Below are 16,079 nucleotides of genomic sequence, written 5' to 3' on the forward strand. Positions count from 1 at the left end.
TTCCCAGTTCAGCCCGTCAGATTTCAGGATTTTACGAAAGAGGGACAGGACCTTATGTCCAACGATTCTTCATTGGGCCTCATGCGCATCGGCCTCGCCACCGCGGATCAGATCCGCGGCTGGTCCTACGGTGAGGTCAAGAAGCCGGAAACCATCAACTACCGCACGCTCAAGCCCGAGAAGGACGGCTTGTTCTGCGAGAAGATCTTCGGTCCCACCCGGGACTGGGAGTGCTACTGCGGCAAGTACAAGCGCGTGCGCTACAAGGGCATCATCTGCGAGCGCTGCGGCGTGGAGGTCACCCGCGCCAAGGTGCGCCGTGAGCGGATGGGCCACATCGAGCTCGCCGCTCCCGTGACCCACATCTGGTACTTCAAGGGCGTCCCCTCGCGCTTGGGCTACCTGCTGGACCTCGCCCCGAAGGACCTCGAGAAGGTCATCTACTTCGCGGCGTACATGATCACGTCCGTGGACGAGCAGGCCCGTCACGACGACCTGCCCAACCTGCAGGCCGCGATCGACCGTGAGAAGAAGCAGCTCGAGGACACCCGGGACGCGGACATCAACGCGATCGCCCGTGACCTCGAGAACGACCTGGCCCGCGTGGAGGAGGAGGGCGGCAAGGCCGCCGAGAAGCGCAAGCTGCGTGACTCCGCCGACCGCCAGATGGCGAACGTGCGCAAGCGCGCGGACCGCGAGATCGACTACCTGGAGAAGGTCTGGGACCGCTTCAAGAACCTCAAGGTCAACGACCTCGAGGGTGACGAGGCCCTGTACCGCCAGATGGTGGACCGCTACGGGATGTACTTCGAGGGCTCCATGGGCGCGGAGTCCATCAAGAAGCGTCTGGAGACCTTCGACCTCGCGGCCGAGGCCGAGGCGCTGCGCGAGACCATCGCCACGGGCAAGGGCCAGCGCAAGACCCGCGCCCTGAAGCGGCTGAAGGTGGTCAACGCGTTCCTGACCACCGACAACTCGCCGCTGGGCATGGTCCTGGACGCCGTGCCGGTGATCCCGCCGGAGCTGCGTCCCATGGTGCAGCTGGACGGTGGGCGCTTCGCGACCTCTGACCTCAACGACCTCTACCGTCGTGTGATCAACCGCAACAACCGCCTGAAGCGCCTGCTGGACCTCGGTGCCCCCGAGATCATCGTGAACAACGAGAAGCGCATGCTGCAGGAGGCCGTGGACTCCCTGTTCGACAACGGCCGTCGTGGCCGTCCGGTCACGGGTCCGGGCAACCGCGCCCTGAAGTCCCTCTCGGACATGCTCAAGGGCAAGCAGGGCCGCTTCCGCCAGAACCTGCTGGGCAAGCGTGTGGACTACTCCGGTCGTTCCGTGATCGTGGTGGGCCCGCAGCTGAAGCTGCACCAGTGCGGTCTGCCCAAGCAGATGGCCCTGGAGCTGTTCAAGCCGTTCGTGATGAAGCGCCTGGTGGACCTGAACCACGCGCAGAACATCAAGTCCGCCAAGCGCATGGTGGAGCGCTACCGCCCGCAGGTGTGGGACGTCCTGGAAGAGGTCATCACCGAGCACCCGGTGCTGCTGAACCGTGCCCCCACCCTGCACCGCCTGGGCATCCAGGCGTTCGAGCCGCAGCTCGTGGAGGGCAAGGCCATCCAGCTGCACCCGCTGGTGTGCGGTGCGTTCAACGCCGACTTCGACGGTGACCAGATGGCGGTGCACCTGCCGCTGTCGCCGGAGGCCCAGGCCGAGGCGCGCGTGCTGATGCTGTCCTCGAACAACATCCTCAAGCCCTCGGACGGCAAGCCGATCGCCCTGCCCTCGCAGGACATGATCATCGGCCTGTTCCACCTCACCACCGTGCGTGAGGGCTGGGCCGGGGAGGGCAACAGCTACTCGTCCGTGGCCGAGGCCATCATGGCCAACGACTCCGGCGAGCTGCACCTGAACGCCAAGTGCAAGATCCGCCTCGAGGACTTCGTGCCGTACGCCGGCTGGGAGGCTCCCGAGGGCTGGGAGCTGGGTCAGCCCGCCGTCGTGGAGACCACCCTGGGTCGCGTGCTGTTCAACGAGACCCTGCCCGAGGACTACCCGTGGGACGAGAACGTCGCGGACAAGAAGCACCTGTCCGCGCTCGTGAACGACCTCGCGGAGCGCTACCCCATGACCCGGGTGGCCCGGACCCTGGACAACCTCAAGGACGCCGGCTTCCACTGGGCCTCGCGCTCGGGCGTCACGGTGGCCATCTCGGACATCGCGACCCCGCCGGAGAAGCCCGCCATCATGGAGGGCTACGAGGCGCAGGCCGCGCGCATCCAGGGCCAGTACGACAAGGGTCTGATCGACGACGACGAGCGCCGCTCGGAGCTCATCGACATCTGGTCCAAGGCCACGGACGAGGTGGCGCAGGCCATGCGCGACAACCTCGCACCCACGAACACCATCAACCGCATGGTGTCCTCCGGTGCCCGAGGCAACTGGATGCAGGTCCGTCAGATCGCGGGCATCCGCGGTCTCGTGGCGAACCCCAAGGGCGAGATCATGCCCCGCCCCATCAAGTCCTCCTACCGTGAGGGCCTGTCGGTGCTGGAGTACTTCATCGCCACCCACGGTGCCCGCAAGGGTCTCGCGGACACCGCGCTGCGTACGGCCAACTCGGGCTACCTGACCCGTCGTCTGGTGGACGTCTCGCAGGACGTGATCGTGCGCGAGTCCGACTGCCAGACCGTGCGCGGTCTGACCCTCCCGCTCGCGGACGTCACCGACACCGGTGTGCGCACGCTGCAGGAGGACGTGGAGAACACGGTGCACGGCCGCGTGCTGGCCAGTGCCGTGGCGGATGAGAACGGCGAGGTGCTGGCCGAGGCCGGTGCGGACATGTCCGACGCCATGATCGAGAAGCTCTACGCCGCGGGTGTGGACCAGGTGCGTGTGCGCTCGGTGCTCACGTGCGAGTCCGCCGTGGGCGTGTGCGCCGCGTGCTACGGCCGCTCCCTGGCCACCAACCAGCTGGTGGACATCGGCGAGGCCGTGGGCATCGTGGCCGCGCAGTCCATCGGCGAGCCCGGCACGCAGCTGACCATGCGCACGTTCCACACCGGTGGTGTCGCGTCCTCGGACGGTGACATCACGCAGGGTCTGCCCCGTATCCAGGAGCTCTTCGAGGCCCGCACCCCCAAGGGTGTGGCCCCGATCTCCGAGGTGGCCGGCCGGGTCCGCATCGAGGACACGGACAAGTCCCTCAAGATCGTCGTGGTCCCGGACAACGGCGACGAGGAGTTCGCGTACCCCGTGCTGCGGCGCGCCAAGCTGCTCGTGGCGGACGGCGACCACGTGGACGTGGGACAGCAGCTCGTCACCGGTGCGGTGGACCCCAAGGAGGTGCTGCGCATCCGCGGTCCCCGCGAGGCGCAGAAGCACCTCGTGGACGAGGTCCAGGGCGTGTACCGCTCGCAGGGCGTGGGCATCCACGACAAGCACGTGGAGGTCATCGTCCGGCAGATGCTGCGTCGCGTGACCATCATCGAGTCCGGCGACACCGCGCTGCTGCCGGGTGAGCTGGTGGACAACGTGCGCTTCCTCGAGGCCAACCGCGGTGCGGTGGCCGAGGGCAAGCGTCCTGCCGCCGGTCGTCCGGAGCTCATGGGCATCACCAAGGCCTCGCTCGCCACGGACTCGTGGCTGTCCGCCGCGTCCTTCCAGGAGACCACGCGTGTTCTCACGCAGGCCGCCATGGAGGGCAAGTCGGACCCGCTGCTGGGCCTGAAGGAGAACGTCATCATCGGCAAGCTCATCCCCGCGGGCACCGGTCTGGACCGGTACAACAGCGTGGACGTGGAGCCCACCGAGGAGGCGAAGGCCCAGATGTTCACGGATCCGTCCGCGTTCGCCGACTTCAGCTACGCCGAGGAGAACGCCGGCGGACTCGGTTCCGAGTTCCAGGCGATTCCGCTCGACGACTACGACTTCGGCGGCAACTGAGTCGTTGTGGTTGACCTCTCACCGCAGGGGCCGGACCCGGCGTCCGGGCCCCGCGGTGAGCGCTGAGTGACCCCCGGAGCCCGGGCGCGTCCTCCCCTCGGGGGACCACGCCCGGGCTCCGTCTCGTCCGGCCCGGCCCGCTACGACGACGTCGTCGGGCCCGGTCAGCGGGTCCGTCTTCACGTGCGGGTCCACAGCTGATATGCTGGGGCAGAATTGCTCGATTCCGGGCAGTTTGCAACGAGATGGCAAATCGGACTCCGTCCTGTGGTACGCACCTTGTACCTAGATGCCATCTTTAGTCATGCTCTGCACCAGGTTCTGCGTCACCCGCCGTCCTGGAGCTCCCGGGATCACCGTTCCGTCATCGGCGGGGTCGGCATCCACCGGCCGCCGCCCCAACAGGAGGCACCGTGCCAACTATCCAGCAACTGGTCCGCAAGGGCCGGCACTCCAAGGTCGTGAAGACCAAGGCTCCCGCGCTCAAGGGCAACCCCATGAAGCGCGGCGTCTGCACCCGCGTGTTCACCACCACCCCCAAGAAGCCGAACTCGGCGCTGCGCAAGGTTGCCCGCGTGAAGCTCAACGGTGGCGTGGAGGTTACGGCCTACATCCCCGGCGAGGGCCACAACCTCCAGGAGCACTCCATCGTGCTCGTGCGCGGCGGTCGCGTGAAAGACCTGCCGGGTGTCCGCTACAAGATCGTGCGCGGCGCCCTCGACACCCAGGGTGTCAAGGGCCGCCAGCAGGCCCGCTCCCGCTACGGCGCCAAGAAGGAGAAGAAGTAATGCCTCGTAAAGGTCCCGCTCCCAAGCGCCCCCTGGTCGTCGATCCCGTCTACGGCTCGCCCGTGGTCACGCAGCTGATCAACAAGGTCCTGCAGGACGGCAAGAAGTCCACCGCCGAGCGCATCGTCTACGGTGCTCTCGAGGGTGTGCGCAACAAGACCAACTCCGATCCCGTGGCCACCCTGAAGAAGGCCCTCGAGAACGTGAAGCCGGCCCTCGAGGTCCGCTCCCGTCGCGTGGGCGGTGCCACCTACCAGGTGCCGGTCGAGGTCAAGGCCGGTCGCGCGCAGGCCCTGTCCCTGCGCTGGCTCGTGGGCTACTCCAAGGCCCGCCGTGAGAACACCATGACCGAGCGTCTGCAGAACGAGATCCTGGACGCGTCCAACGGTCTCGGTGCCGCTGTGAAGCGCCGCGAGGACACTCACAAGATGGCCGAATCCAACAAGGCCTTCGCCCACTACCGCTGGTAAAATTGGGCAGCCCCGTCGGCCCCGCCCAGAGCGGGGCCGACACCGGGCCCGGCACCACCTTTTACGAAGGGAACCATCGTGGCACTCGACGTGCTTACCGACCTCAAGAAGGTCCGCAACATCGGCATCATGGCTCACATCGATGCCGGTAAGACCACGACCACCGAACGAATCCTGTTCTACACGGGCATCAACCACAAGCTCGGCGAGACGCACGACGGTGCCTCCACGATGGACTGGATGGCGCAGGAGCAGGAACGCGGCATCACCATCACCTCCGCCGCGACCTCGTGCTACTGGCACGACTACCAGATCAACATCATCGACACCCCGGGCCACGTGGACTTCACGGTCGAGGTCGAGCGCTCCCTGCGCGTGCTCGACGGCGCCGTGGCGGTCTTCGACGGCAAGGAGGGCGTGGAGCCCCAGTCCGAGACAGTGTGGCGTCAGGCGGACAAGTACGAGGTCCCCCGCATCTGCTTCGTCAACAAGATGGACAAGCTCGGCGCGGACTTCTACTTCACCGTGGACACCATCAAGTCCCGTCTGGGTGCCACCCCGCTGGTTCTGCAGCTGCCCATCGGTGCCGAGAACGACTTCGTGGGCGTCATCGACCTGGTCACCATGAAGGCACTGGTCTGGGAGGGCGACTCCAAGGGCGACGTCTCCCTGGGTGCCAAGTACGAGACCCGCGAGATCCCCGAGGACCTCCAGGACCGCGCCGCGGAGTACCGCAACCAGCTGGTCGAGGCCGTCGCCGAGTCCGACGACGACCTCATGGAGAAGTACCTCGGCGGCGAAGAGCTCACCGAGGACGAGATCAAGATGGGCGTGCGCAAGCTCACCATCTCCTCGGCCGCGTACCCCGTGCTGTGCGGCTCCGCGTTCAAGAACCGCGGTGTGCAGCCCATGCTCGACGCCGTGGTGGACTACCTGCCCTCCCCGCTGGACGTGGAGGACGTGCAGGGCCACTCCGTCAACGACGAGGAAGAGGTGCTCACCCGCACCGCCGACGCCAACGGCCCCTTCGCGGCCCTGGCGTTCAAGGTCGCGGCGCACCCGTTCTACGGCCAGCTGACCTACATCCGCGTGTACTCCGGCAAGGCCAAGGCCGGCGAGCAGGTGCTGAACTCCACCAAGGGCAAGCGCGAGCGCATCGGCAAGCTCTTCCAGATGCACTCCAACAAGGAGAACCCGGTGGAGGAGATCTCCGCCGGTCACATCTACGCCGCGATCGGGCTCAAGGACACCACCACGGGCGACACCCTGTGCGATCCCTCGAACCCCATCGTGCTGGAGTCCATGAGCTTCCCGAAGCCCGTGATCTTCGTGGCCATCGAGCCCAAGACCAAGGGTGACCAGGAGAAGCTCTCCACCGCCATCCAGAAGCTCTCCGCCGAGGACCCCACCTTCACGGTGTCCCTGAACGACGAGACCGGCCAGACCGAGATCGGCGGCATGGGCGAGCTGCACCTGGACATCCTGGTGGACCGCATGAAGCGCGAGTTCAAGGTCGAGGCCAACGTGGGCAAGCCCCAGGTGGCCTACCGCGAGACGATCAAGAAGGCCGTCGAGAAGGTCGACTACACCCACAAGAAGCAGACCGGCGGTTCCGGCCAGTTCGCCAAGGTGCAGGTCTCCTTCGAGCCGCTGCCCCTGGACGCCGAGGAGCTGTACGAGTTCGACAACGCCGTGACCGGTGGTCGCGTGCCGCGCGAGTACATCCCCTCCGTGGACCACGGCATCCAGGACGCCATGCAGCTGGGCATCCTCGCCGGGTACCCGGTGGTGGGCGTGAAGGCCACCCTGATCGACGGTGCGTACCACGACGTCGACTCCTCGGAGATGGCGTTCAAGATCGCCGGCTCCATGGTGTTCAAGGAGGGCGCGCGCCGCGCGAACCCGGTGCTGCTCGAGCCGCTCATGGCGGTCGAGGTGCGCACGCCGGAGGAGTACATGGGCGACGTCATCGGCGACCTGAACTCCCGTCGCGGCCAGATCCAGTCCATGGAGGACGTCACGGGCGTGAAGCTCGTGCAGGCGCTGGTGCCCCTGTCCGAGATGTTCGGCTACATCGGCGACCTGCGTTCCAAGACCCAGGGACGTGCCGTGTACTCGATGCAGTTCGACAGCTACTCGGAGGTCCCCAAGGCCGTGGCCGAGGAGATCATCCAGAAGAACCGCGGCGAGTGAGCCCCCGGGGTTCGCCCCGGAATTTCAGTAAATTCGTAATCCAGAAGTAGACTTGCACAGGTTTCGACACGCTCAGCGCCGACGCGCTGCGGTCCCCAGGCTCCGTGGTCCGGAGCAGTCGAGCAAGTCTCACCTCAATGTTCTAGGAGGAACACACCATGGCGAAGGCCAAGTTCGAGCGCACCAAGCCGCACCTCAACATCGGCACCATCGGCCACGTTGACCACGGCAAGACCACGCTCACCGCTGCAATCTCCAAGGTCCTGGCCGACAAGTACCCGGACGTCAACGAGCAGCGCGACTTCGGTGCCATCGACTCCGCCCCGGAGGAGAAGCAGCGCGGCATCACGATCAACATCGCGCACATCGAGTACCAGACCGACAAGCGCCACTACGCCCACGTGGACGCCCCCGGTCACGCCGACTACGTGAAGAACATGATCACCGGTGCGGCGCAGATGGACGGCGCCATCCTCGTGGTCGCCGCCACGGACGGCCCCATGGCCCAGACCCGCGAGCACGTGCTGCTCGCCCGCCAGGTGGGCGTGCCCTACCTGCTGGTGGCCCTGAACAAGTCCGACATGGTGGACGACGAGGAGCTCCTCGACCTGGTCGAGATGGAGGTCCGCGAGCTGCTGTCGGACCAGGGCTTCGACGGTGACAACGCCCCCGTGGTGCGCGTCTCCGCTCTGAAGGCCCTCGAGGGAGACCCCGAGTGGGTCAAGTCCGTCGAGGAGCTCATGGAGGCCGTGGACGAGAACGTGCCGGACCCCGTCCGTGACACCGACAAGCCCTTCCTCATGCCCATCGAGGACGTCTTCACCATCACCGGTCGCGGCACCGTGGTGACCGGCCGCGCCGAGCGCGGCACCCTGCCGATCAACTCCGAGGTCGAGATCGTGGGCATCCGCCCCGTGCAGAAGACCACGGTGACCGGCATCGAGATGTTCCACAAGCAGATGGACGAGGCCATGGCGGGCGAGAACTGCGGCCTGCTGCTGCGCGGTCTCAAGCGCGACGACGTCGAGCGCGGCCAGGTGGTGTGCAAGCCGGGTTCCATCACCCCGCACACCGACTTCGAGGCGAACGTGTACATCCTCTCCAAGGAGGAGGGTGGACGTCACAACCCGTTCTACTCGAACTACCGTCCGCAGTTCTACTTCCGCACCACGGACGTCACCGGCGTCATCACGCTGCCCGAGGGCACCGAGATGGTCATGCCCGGTGACAACACCGAGATGACGGTCGAGCTCATCCAGCCGATCGCCATGGAGGAGGGCCTCGGCTTCGCCATCCGCGAGGGCGGCCGCACCGTGGGCTCCGGACGAGTCACCAAGATCATCAAGTAAGTGCCGATGATCCGGTGAGGCGTTGAGCCTCGCCGCATCGAAGCCCCGCGCGTCCACTGTGGCGTGCGGGGCTTCGTCGTACCCGGCGTGCACCACGACTCGGAGGGCCGGCGCGGTGGGGGAGGACTCCCGCCCTGTTTGCACCCTGGTGCATCCTCTGGCAGAATGGTCGCTGTTGTTCGCTCGGCGGTGCGAGAAATCGCGCCCCCAGGACGGACGTCGGAACCACGGCGAGAACCGGGTGCAGAGCAGGTGCGCAGCCGAAGCAAGCGCCATGGGCTCCGCACGGCGCGACCGCACCGCGGACAACCACTTTCACCGGCACCGGGTCACTGTGTGGACTCGGCCGCGTCGCCACTGCGCGACACGCCCGAGTTCGGGTGCCGGAGCCCCGGCAGGGTGAGGAACCCGGAACACCTCCGGATTCAGCCTGTGCGAGGTGGCGTGGACCACGCCGAACACAAGGAGTCACGGACTCCATACAGGGAAGTACTTGAAGAAAGAGAGTCACGACGCCATGGCGGGACAAAAAATCCGCATCCGGCTGAAGTCCTATGACCACGAGGTCATCGACGTCTCGGCCCGGAAGATCGTTGAGACGGTGACGCGCGCAGGTGCCACGGTGGTGGGACCCGTTCCGCTGCCCACCGAGAAGAATGTGTACTGCGTGATCCGCTCGCCGCACAAGTACAAGGACAGCCGTGAGCACTTCGAGATGCGCACGCACAAGCGGCTGATCGACATCATCGACCCCACGCCCAAGGCCGTCGACTCGCTCATGCGTCTCGACCTGCCCGCTGACGTGAACATCGAAATCAAGCTGTAAAAAGGATCGCACCCCAATGACTACCACTTTCGAACGCCAGGTGAAGGGCCTGCTGGGCACCAAGCTCGGCATGACCCAGGTCTGGGACGAGAACGGGAAGTTCGTGCCGGTGACCGTGGTCAAGGCCGACTCCAACGTCGTGACGCAGCTGCGCAACGAGGACAAGGACGGCTACAACGCCGTGCAGATCGGCTTCGGTGCGATCGATCCCCGCAAGGTGACCAAGCCCCTGGCCGGTCACTTCGCCGCTGCCGGCGTGACGCCCCGCCGCCACGTCGTCGAACTGCGTACTTCCGACGCCGCCGCCTACGAGCTCGGGCAGGAACTGTCCGTCGAGCTCTTCGAGGCTGGCTCCAAGGTCGACGTGGTCGGCACCACCAAGGGCAAGGGCACCGCCGGTGTCATGAAGCGTCACGGCTTCTCCGGCGTGGGCGCCTCCCACGGTGCGCACAAGAACCACCGCAAGCCGGGTTCCATCGGCGGCGCGTCGTACCCCGCTCGCGTGTTCAAGGGCATGCGCATGGCCGGTCGGATGGGCAACGCCCGTCACACCACCATGAACCTGACCGTGCACGCGGTTGACGCCGAGAACTCCCTGCTGCTCATCAAGGGTGCCCTGCCGGGCCCCAAGGGTTCGGTCGTCCTCGTCCGTTCCACCGTGAAGGGAGCTTGATACCCATGGCAACTGAAACCGTCAACGTCGAGCTGCCCGCTGAGATCTTCGACGCGCAGACCAATGTGGCGCTGCTGCACCAGGTCGTCGTCGCGCAGCTGGCCGCCGCCCGTCAGGGCACGCACAAGACCAAGACCCGCGCCGAGGTCTCCGGCGCCGGCCGCAAGCCGTTCAAGCAGAAGGGCACCGGCCGGGCTCGTCAGGGCTCCATCCGCGCCCCTCACATGACCGGTGGTGGCGTGGTGCACGGCCCCACGCCGCGTGACTACTCCCAGCGCACGCCCAAGAAGATGAAGGCGGCTGCCCTGCGCGGTGCCCTCTCCGACCGGGCCCGCAACGGCCGCATCCACGTGGTCGCCGAGCTGGGTGGCTCGCAGCCGTCCACCAAGGCCGCCAAGGAGGCGCTGCGCTCGATCTCCGAGCGCAAGAACCTGCTGGTCGTGCTGGGCCGCGGCGAGGACAACGCCGCGCTGTCCGTGCGCAACCTGGTGAACGTGCACGCGGTGTACGCCGATCAGCTCAACACGTACGACGTGCTGGTCTCGGACGACGTGGTCTTCACCAAGGCCGCCTACGACTCGTTCGTCGCAGCCGCGTCCGGTAGCAAGCAGGAGGACGCCAAGTGAGCGCCATCTACAACAAGGACCCGCGCGACGTCATCATCCGTCCCGTGGTCTCCGAGAAGTCCTACGGCCTGATCGACGAGGGCAAATACACCTTCCAGGTGGACCCCTCGGCGAACAAGACCGAGATCAAGTACGCGATCGAGCAGATCTTCGGCGTGAAGGTCGCGTCCATCAACACTCTCAACCGACCCGGCAAGCGCAAGCGCACTCGCTTCGGCTGGGGACAGCGGAAGGCCACCAAGCGTGCCGTCGTGTCCCTTCGGGAAGGCTCCATCGACATCTTCGGCGGTCCGCTCTCCTGAGCGGAGACCACTTTAACGAGGAACTCAAAACATGGCTATCCGTAAGCACAAGCCGACAACCCCGGGCCGTCGTGGCTCGTCGGTTGCGGACTTCGTAGAAATCACGCGCACCACACCCGAGAAGTCCCTGGTGCGTCCGCTGCCCAAGAAGGGCGGGCGCAACAACACGGGCCGCATCACCACCCGTCACAAGGGCGGTGGGCACAAGCGCCAGTACCGCGTGATCGACTTCCGTCGTCACGACAAGGACGGTGTGGACGCCAAGGTCGCGCACATCGAGTACGACCCGAACCGCACCGCGCGCATCGCGCTGCTGCACTACGTGGACGGCACCAAGCGCTACATCATCGCGCCCAACCGCCTGAAGCAGGGCGACGTGGTGGAGTCCGGCCCCAACGCGGACATCAAGCCGGGCAACAACCTCCCGCTGCGCAACATCCCCGTGGGCACCGTGCTCCACGCCGTGGAGCTGCGCCCGGGCGGCGGCGCCAAGCTCGCCCGTTCCGCCGGTGCCTCCGTGCAGCTGGTGGCCCGCGAGGGCAAGTACGGCCAGCTGCGCCTGCCCTCCGGTGAGATCCGCAACGTGGACGTGCGCTGCCGCGCGACCATCGGCGAGGTCGGCAACGCCGAGCAGTCGAACATCAACTGGGGCAAGGCCGGCCGCAACCGCTGGAAGGGCATCCGCCCGACCGTCCGCGGCGTCGTGATGAACCCGGTGGACCACCCCCACGGTGGTGGTGAGGGCAAGACCTCCGGTGGACGTCACCCGGTCAACCCCAATGGCAAGCCCGAGGGACGCACCCGTCGCCCCAACAAGGAAAGCGACAAGCTCATCGTGCGTCGTCGCCGTACCGGCAAGAACAAGCGCTAAGGAGCCTGACTAATGCCACGCAGCCTCAAGAAGGGCCCTTTCGTTGATCAGCACCTCTTCGTGAAGGTCGCCAGGGAGAACGAGAAGGGCACCAAGAACGTCATCAAGACGTGGTCCCGCCGCTCGATGATCATCCCCGACATGCTCGGCCACACGATCGCCGTGCACGACGGACGCAAGCACGTTCCGGTCTTCATCACGGAGTCGATGGTCGGCCACAAGCTCGGCGAATTCGCTCCCACCCGCACGTTCCGCGGCCATGTGAAGGACGACAAGAAGGGCAAGCGTCGCTGACCCCACGGGGTGAGCACGTTGCACTTCTTCGACAAGACGAGAGAAGGAAAGCAATGGAAGCCAAGGCATCTGCGCGCTACATCCGCGTGACGCCTATGAAGGCCCGGCGCGTCGTCAACCTGATTCGTGGCCAGCAGGCGAATGAGGCATTGGCGATTCTGAAGTTTGCCCCCCAGGCAGCTTCGGAGCCGGTGTTCAAGGTTCTCGAATCCGCCGTGGCCAACGCCCGGCAGAAGGCCGATCGTGACGGCCTCGCGTTCAAGCCGGAGGACCTCGTGGTCTCTGCGGCCTTCGTGGACGAGGGACCCACCATGAAGCGGTTCCAGCCGCGTGCCCAGGGCCGTGCGTACCGCATCAACAAGCGCACGAGCCACGTGACCGTGGTCGTGGCGACCCCGGAGAAGGAGGAGGTCCGCTAAGTGGGACAGAAAATCAACCCCAACGGATTCCGTCTGGGCATCACCACCGACCACGTCTCGCACTGGTACTCCGACTCGCACCAGAAGGGTCAGCAGTACAAGGACTACATCCGCGAGGACGTGAAGATCCGCGAGCTCATGTCCAAGGGCATGGACCGCGCCGGCATCTCCAAGGTCGAGATCGAGCGCACCCGTGACCGTGTCCGCGTGGACATCCACACGGCGCGTCCGGGCATCGTCATCGGTCGCCGCGGCGCCGAGGCCGACCGCATCCGCGGTGAGCTCGAAAAGCTCACCGGCAAGCAGATCCAGCTGAACATCCTCGAGGTCAAGAACCCCGAGATCGACGCTCAGCTGGTGGCGCAGGGTGTCGCCGAGCAGCTCGCCTCCCGCGTGGCGTTCCGCCGCGCCATGAAGAAGGCCATCCAGTCCGCGCAGCGCGCGGGCGCCAAGGGCATCCGCATCCAGTGCGCCGGCCGCCTGGGCGGCGCCGAGATGTCCCGCTCGGAGTTCTACCGCGAAGGCCGTGTGCCCCTGCACACCCTGCGCGCGAACATCGACTACGGCTTCTTCGAGGCGAAGACCACCTTCGGCCGCATCGGTGTGAAGGTCTGGGTCTACAAGGGCGATCTCACCGACAAGGAACTGGCCGCCCAGCAGGCCGCTGCTCCGTCCTCGCGCGGGCGCAACGACCGTCGCGGTGGCGGCGGAGGCGGCGAGCGTCGTCGTCGCCCGAATGATCGTAACGACCGTGGCGGACGCCGTGAGCGCGACTCCGCCGCTGCCCCGCAGCAGAGCACCGCTGCGGAGGCGACCAACGCAGAGGGTGGTAAGTAATGCTCATCCCACGTCGTGTGAAGTTCCGCAAGCAGCACCACCCGCGCCGTCGGGGACAGGCCAAGGGCGGAACCCAGGTCACGTTCGGTGAGTGGGGCATCCAGGCGCTGAGCCCGGCCTACGTCACGAACCGTCAGATCGAGGCCGCGCGTATCGCCATGACCCGTCACATCAAGCGTGGCGGCAAGGTCTGGATCAACATCTACCCGGACCGTCCCCTGACCAAGAAGCCCGCCGAGACCCGCATGGGTTCCGGTAAGGGTTCCCCCGAGTGGTGGATCGCCAACGTCAAGCCCGGACGCATCATGTTCGAGATCTCCGGCGTGAGCGAGGAAGTGGCGCGTGAGGCGCTGCGTCTGGCAATCCACAAGCTCCCGATGAAGGCACGCATCGTGCGTCGCGAAGGCGGTGAATGATCAATGGCTATTGGATCCAAGGATCTGAACATGGACAACCTCGCGGCTCTTGACACCGGTGCCCTCACCGACCAGCTGCGCAAGTCCAAGGAAGAGCTGTTCAACCTGCGCTTCCAGGCCGCGACCGGTCAGCTCGAGAGCAACGGGCGTCTCAAGTCCGTCAAGCGGGACATCGCCCGGATCTACACCGTTCTGCGTGAGCGCGAGCTGGGGATCCGCGAGGACGTGGCGCCGGCTGCCGGGACGACCGAGAAGAAGGCCTCGAAGAAGGCTGCCAAGTCTGAGGATGATGCCAAGTGAGCGAGCAGGTCAACAACGAAGCGGCCGCGGCCGAGCGCGGTGACCGCAAGTCCCGCCAGGGCTACGTGGTCTCCGACAAGATGGACAAGACCGTGGTGGTCCAGGTCGAGGATCGCGTGAAGCACGCGCTCTACGGCAAGGTGCTGCGCAAGTCCAAGCGGGTGAAGGCCCACGACGAGCAGAACTCCTGCGGCGTCGGGGACCTCGTGCGGATCGTCGAGACCCGCCCCCTGTCCGCCAACAAGACCTGGCGGATCGTGGAGATCGTGGAGAAGGCCAAGTAGGCCCCATCCAGTGATCCTGTGACGAGGGCCCTGATCCGGTGCAGCCGGGTCGGGGCCCTTCGTCGTCCCCGAAGGCGGTTCCGTGTGCGGAGCCCCGCCAGTTTTCGAGAGCAGGGAGGACGTCCCGTGACCGCCACACCCGAGCAGCGCCGGCCCCCGAAGGTTCCGCGCCCCACGCCGGTGCCCCGCGTGACCGGCCCGACCGTGCGCGGCTGGGAGCGCGCCCTGGCCGCGGGCGGCGCGGAGGCCCGCGCGGTGCGGGACGAGATCGCCGCGGTCCTGGCCGGGGGCACTCCGCTGTGCGAGCACGAGGACGTCCCCGCCGGAGAGCCCTCTCGGCGCATTGTCACGTTCCTGTTCGAGGACCCGCACGCCACCGACGTCCTGCTCTTCGCCAACCGCCTCACGGACGAGTCCTCGCTCTCCGAGTGCCTGATGCGGCGGCTGCCGGGCACGAACGTGTGGCACGTCGGGTTCCGGATGCGCGCCTCCTGGCGGGCGTCCTACTGCTTCCTGCCCGTGCGTCCCGGGCAGCCCGCGCCGTGGGAGGTGGGCGGGGACCACGTGCGGCTGCGCGCGGCGCTGGACCGCGGCGTCGTCGACCCCCGCAACCCGCACACCTGCCCCACCCAGCTCGGACGGGAGATGAGCGTGGTCGCCCTGGACCGGGCCCCGTGCTCGCCGTGGCCGGTGCGCCCGGACCCCGCGGCCGCGACGCCGCGGTGGGAGACGGCGGACGGCGGGCTGCGCGTGACGGTCCAGCCCGTGCGGGCGCCGGGTGCGGCGGGGGAGCGGGAGGCGGCCACGGTGCTCGTGCTCGACGGCCAGGTGTGGCTCGCCCAGGGTCTCGTGGCCGCGGTGCGCTCCGCCGTCGCGGACGGTGCCCTGCGGCCCGTCACGCTCGTGCTCGTGGACTCCGGTGGTCGGGACCGCCGCTGGGCCGAGCTGGACGGGACCTCGGGCTTCGAGGACCGCCTCGCGGACCGGTTCCTGCCGTGGCTCGCCGCGCACCACGGGGTGTCCCGCGATCCGCGGCGCGTGGCCGTGGTGGGTCAGAGCCTCGGGGGTCTCACCGCGCTGCTGTGCGCGCTGCGGCGCCCGGACGCGGTGGGCCGGGCCGTCTCCCAGTCCGCCTCGCTGTGGCAGCGTGCCCCCTTCGACGCGGTGCGCGCCGCCCTCGCCGCGGACGACGCCGCCGGGCTGGCGGACACGCGCATCGTCGCCGAGGTGGGGGAGCATGAGTGGGTTCTCACCGGCCCGCACGACGAGTTCGCCCGGGTGCTGGCCGAGACCCCGGCCCGGCTGGGCCTGCGGCGCTACGACGGCGGTCACGACTGGGCCTGCTGGCGCGAGTCGCTCGTGCCGGCCCTCGTGGAGCTCTTCTCGGGCGAGGGACACGCAGCTGCCGCCGAGTGCCGCGCGTAGTGGGCGGGGAGCGCCGGTGGCCCGCCGAGGGAGCGTCCACGGTGGCAACGGGGAGGCAAGG

General features: G+C 67.2%; 17 protein-coding genes. All 17 read left to right on the forward strand.

Going from position 1 to position 16,079, the window contains the following annotated elements:
* Nucleotides 1-54 precede the first annotated feature (54 nt).
* Nucleotides 55-3,945 carry a DNA-directed RNA polymerase subunit beta' gene (locus Q4A22_RS03985; RefSeq protein WP_303177434.1) on the forward strand — a complete coding sequence of 1,297 codons (3,891 nt, stop codon included), beginning with the start codon at nucleotides 55-57 and terminating at the stop codon, nucleotides 3,943-3,945.
* Between the two features lie 413 nt (nucleotides 3,946-4,358).
* Complete coding sequence (gene rpsL, locus Q4A22_RS03990) at nucleotides 4,359-4,733, forward strand: 30S ribosomal protein S12 (RefSeq protein WP_012397684.1); 375 nt, start codon at nucleotides 4,359-4,361, stop codon at nucleotides 4,731-4,733.
* The gene (rpsG, locus tag Q4A22_RS03995) at nucleotides 4,733-5,203 is read left to right on the forward strand and encodes a 30S ribosomal protein S7 (RefSeq protein WP_012397685.1); all 471 of its coding nucleotides are present in this window, start codon (nucleotides 4,733-4,735) and stop codon (nucleotides 5,201-5,203) included. Before rpsL ends, rpsG begins: the two co-directional genes overlap by 1 nt.
* 78 nt (nucleotides 5,204-5,281) lie before the next feature.
* On the forward strand, nucleotides 5,282-7,396 hold the full coding sequence (gene fusA / locus Q4A22_RS04000) for an elongation factor G (RefSeq protein WP_303177437.1): 2,115 nt from the start codon (nucleotides 5,282-5,284) through the stop codon (nucleotides 7,394-7,396).
* A gap of 158 nt (nucleotides 7,397-7,554) precedes the next feature.
* Nucleotides 7,555-8,745 carry an elongation factor Tu gene (tuf, locus tag Q4A22_RS04005; protein ID WP_303177438.1) on the forward strand — a complete coding sequence of 397 codons (1,191 nt, stop codon included), beginning with the start codon at nucleotides 7,555-7,557 and terminating at the stop codon, nucleotides 8,743-8,745.
* A gap of 517 nt (nucleotides 8,746-9,262) precedes the next feature.
* Nucleotides 9,263-9,571: a 30S ribosomal protein S10 gene (gene rpsJ, locus Q4A22_RS04010; RefSeq protein WP_003803825.1), complete on the forward strand. Its 309-nt coding sequence runs from the start codon at nucleotides 9,263-9,265 to the stop codon at nucleotides 9,569-9,571.
* A gap of 16 nt (nucleotides 9,572-9,587) precedes the next feature.
* On the forward strand, nucleotides 9,588-10,244 hold the full coding sequence (rplC, locus tag Q4A22_RS04015) for a 50S ribosomal protein L3 (RefSeq protein ID WP_303177439.1): 657 nt from the start codon (nucleotides 9,588-9,590) through the stop codon (nucleotides 10,242-10,244).
* 5 nt (nucleotides 10,245-10,249) lie between these two features.
* Nucleotides 10,250-10,870: a 50S ribosomal protein L4 gene (rplD, locus tag Q4A22_RS04020; protein WP_303177441.1), complete on the forward strand. Its 621-nt coding sequence runs from the start codon at nucleotides 10,250-10,252 to the stop codon at nucleotides 10,868-10,870.
* Nucleotides 10,867-11,172, forward strand: a complete 306-nt coding sequence (gene rplW / locus Q4A22_RS04025) for a 50S ribosomal protein L23 (RefSeq protein WP_019309648.1) — start codon at nucleotides 10,867-10,869, stop codon at nucleotides 11,170-11,172. The genes rplD and rplW overlap by 4 nt, the downstream gene beginning before the upstream one ends.
* 31 nt (nucleotides 11,173-11,203) lie before the next feature.
* Nucleotides 11,204-12,043, forward strand: a complete 840-nt coding sequence (gene rplB, locus Q4A22_RS04030) for a 50S ribosomal protein L2 (RefSeq protein WP_047979388.1) — start codon at nucleotides 11,204-11,206, stop codon at nucleotides 12,041-12,043.
* A gap of 12 nt (nucleotides 12,044-12,055) precedes the next feature.
* A complete protein-coding gene (gene rpsS, locus Q4A22_RS04035; protein ID WP_303177446.1) occupies nucleotides 12,056-12,337 on the forward strand; it encodes a 30S ribosomal protein S19 in 282 nt (93 codons plus the stop codon).
* Nucleotides 12,338-12,390: 53 nt separating this feature from the next.
* A complete protein-coding gene (gene rplV, locus Q4A22_RS04040) occupies nucleotides 12,391-12,756 on the forward strand; it encodes a 50S ribosomal protein L22 (RefSeq protein ID WP_303177447.1) in 366 nt (121 codons plus the stop codon).
* A complete protein-coding gene (gene rpsC / locus Q4A22_RS04045; protein ID WP_303177448.1) occupies nucleotides 12,757-13,593 on the forward strand; it encodes a 30S ribosomal protein S3 in 837 nt (278 codons plus the stop codon). It abuts the gene before it with no gap.
* The gene (rplP, locus tag Q4A22_RS04050) at nucleotides 13,593-14,009 is read left to right on the forward strand and encodes a 50S ribosomal protein L16 (RefSeq protein WP_303177452.1); all 417 of its coding nucleotides are present in this window, start codon (nucleotides 13,593-13,595) and stop codon (nucleotides 14,007-14,009) included. Before rpsC ends, rplP begins: the two co-directional genes overlap by 1 nt.
* A gap of 3 nt (nucleotides 14,010-14,012) precedes the next feature.
* On the forward strand, nucleotides 14,013-14,309 hold the full coding sequence (rpmC, locus tag Q4A22_RS04055; protein ID WP_303177454.1) for a 50S ribosomal protein L29: 297 nt from the start codon (nucleotides 14,013-14,015) through the stop codon (nucleotides 14,307-14,309).
* Nucleotides 14,306-14,593, forward strand: coding sequence for a 30S ribosomal protein S17 (rpsQ, locus tag Q4A22_RS04060; RefSeq protein ID WP_303177456.1), 288 nt, complete (start codon nucleotides 14,306-14,308; stop codon nucleotides 14,591-14,593). The genes rpmC and rpsQ overlap by 4 nt, the downstream gene beginning before the upstream one ends.
* Nucleotides 14,594-14,719: 126 nt before the next feature.
* A complete protein-coding gene (locus Q4A22_RS04065; RefSeq protein WP_303177459.1) occupies nucleotides 14,720-16,018 on the forward strand; it encodes an alpha/beta hydrolase-fold protein in 1,299 nt (432 codons plus the stop codon).
* The last annotated feature ends 61 nt before the right edge of the window (nucleotides 16,019-16,079 follow it).

Origin of the sequence: Kocuria sp. (assembly GCF_030530945.1) — a bacterium.
Taxonomy (GTDB): domain Bacteria; phylum Actinomycetota; class Actinomycetes; order Actinomycetales; family Micrococcaceae; genus Kocuria.

Bases quoted from the DNA above. Each gene is read 5' to 3' on its own strand.
- Q4A22_RS03985 (WP_303177434.1), top strand. From the start codon at position 55: ATGTCCAACGATTCTTCATTGGGCCTCATGCGCATCGGCCTCGCCACC.
- rpsG (WP_012397685.1), top strand. From the start codon at position 4,733: ATGCCTCGTAAAGGTCCCGCTCCCAAGCGCCCCCTGGTCGTCGATCCC.
- tuf (WP_303177438.1), top strand. From the start codon at position 7,555: ATGGCGAAGGCCAAGTTCGAGCGCACCAAGCCGCACCTCAACATCGGC.
- rpsJ (WP_003803825.1), top strand. From the start codon at position 9,263: ATGGCGGGACAAAAAATCCGCATCCGGCTGAAGTCCTATGACCACGAG.
- rplC (WP_303177439.1), top strand. From the start codon at position 9,588: ATGACTACCACTTTCGAACGCCAGGTGAAGGGCCTGCTGGGCACCAAG.
- rplD (WP_303177441.1), top strand. From the start codon at position 10,250: ATGGCAACTGAAACCGTCAACGTCGAGCTGCCCGCTGAGATCTTCGAC.
- rplB (WP_047979388.1), top strand. From the start codon at position 11,204: ATGGCTATCCGTAAGCACAAGCCGACAACCCCGGGCCGTCGTGGCTCG.
- rpsS (WP_303177446.1), top strand. From the start codon at position 12,056: ATGCCACGCAGCCTCAAGAAGGGCCCTTTCGTTGATCAGCACCTCTTC.
- rplV (WP_303177447.1), top strand. From the start codon at position 12,391: ATGGAAGCCAAGGCATCTGCGCGCTACATCCGCGTGACGCCTATGAAG.
- rplP (WP_303177452.1), top strand. From the start codon at position 13,593: ATGCTCATCCCACGTCGTGTGAAGTTCCGCAAGCAGCACCACCCGCGC.
- rpmC (WP_303177454.1), top strand. From the start codon at position 14,013: ATGGCTATTGGATCCAAGGATCTGAACATGGACAACCTCGCGGCTCTT.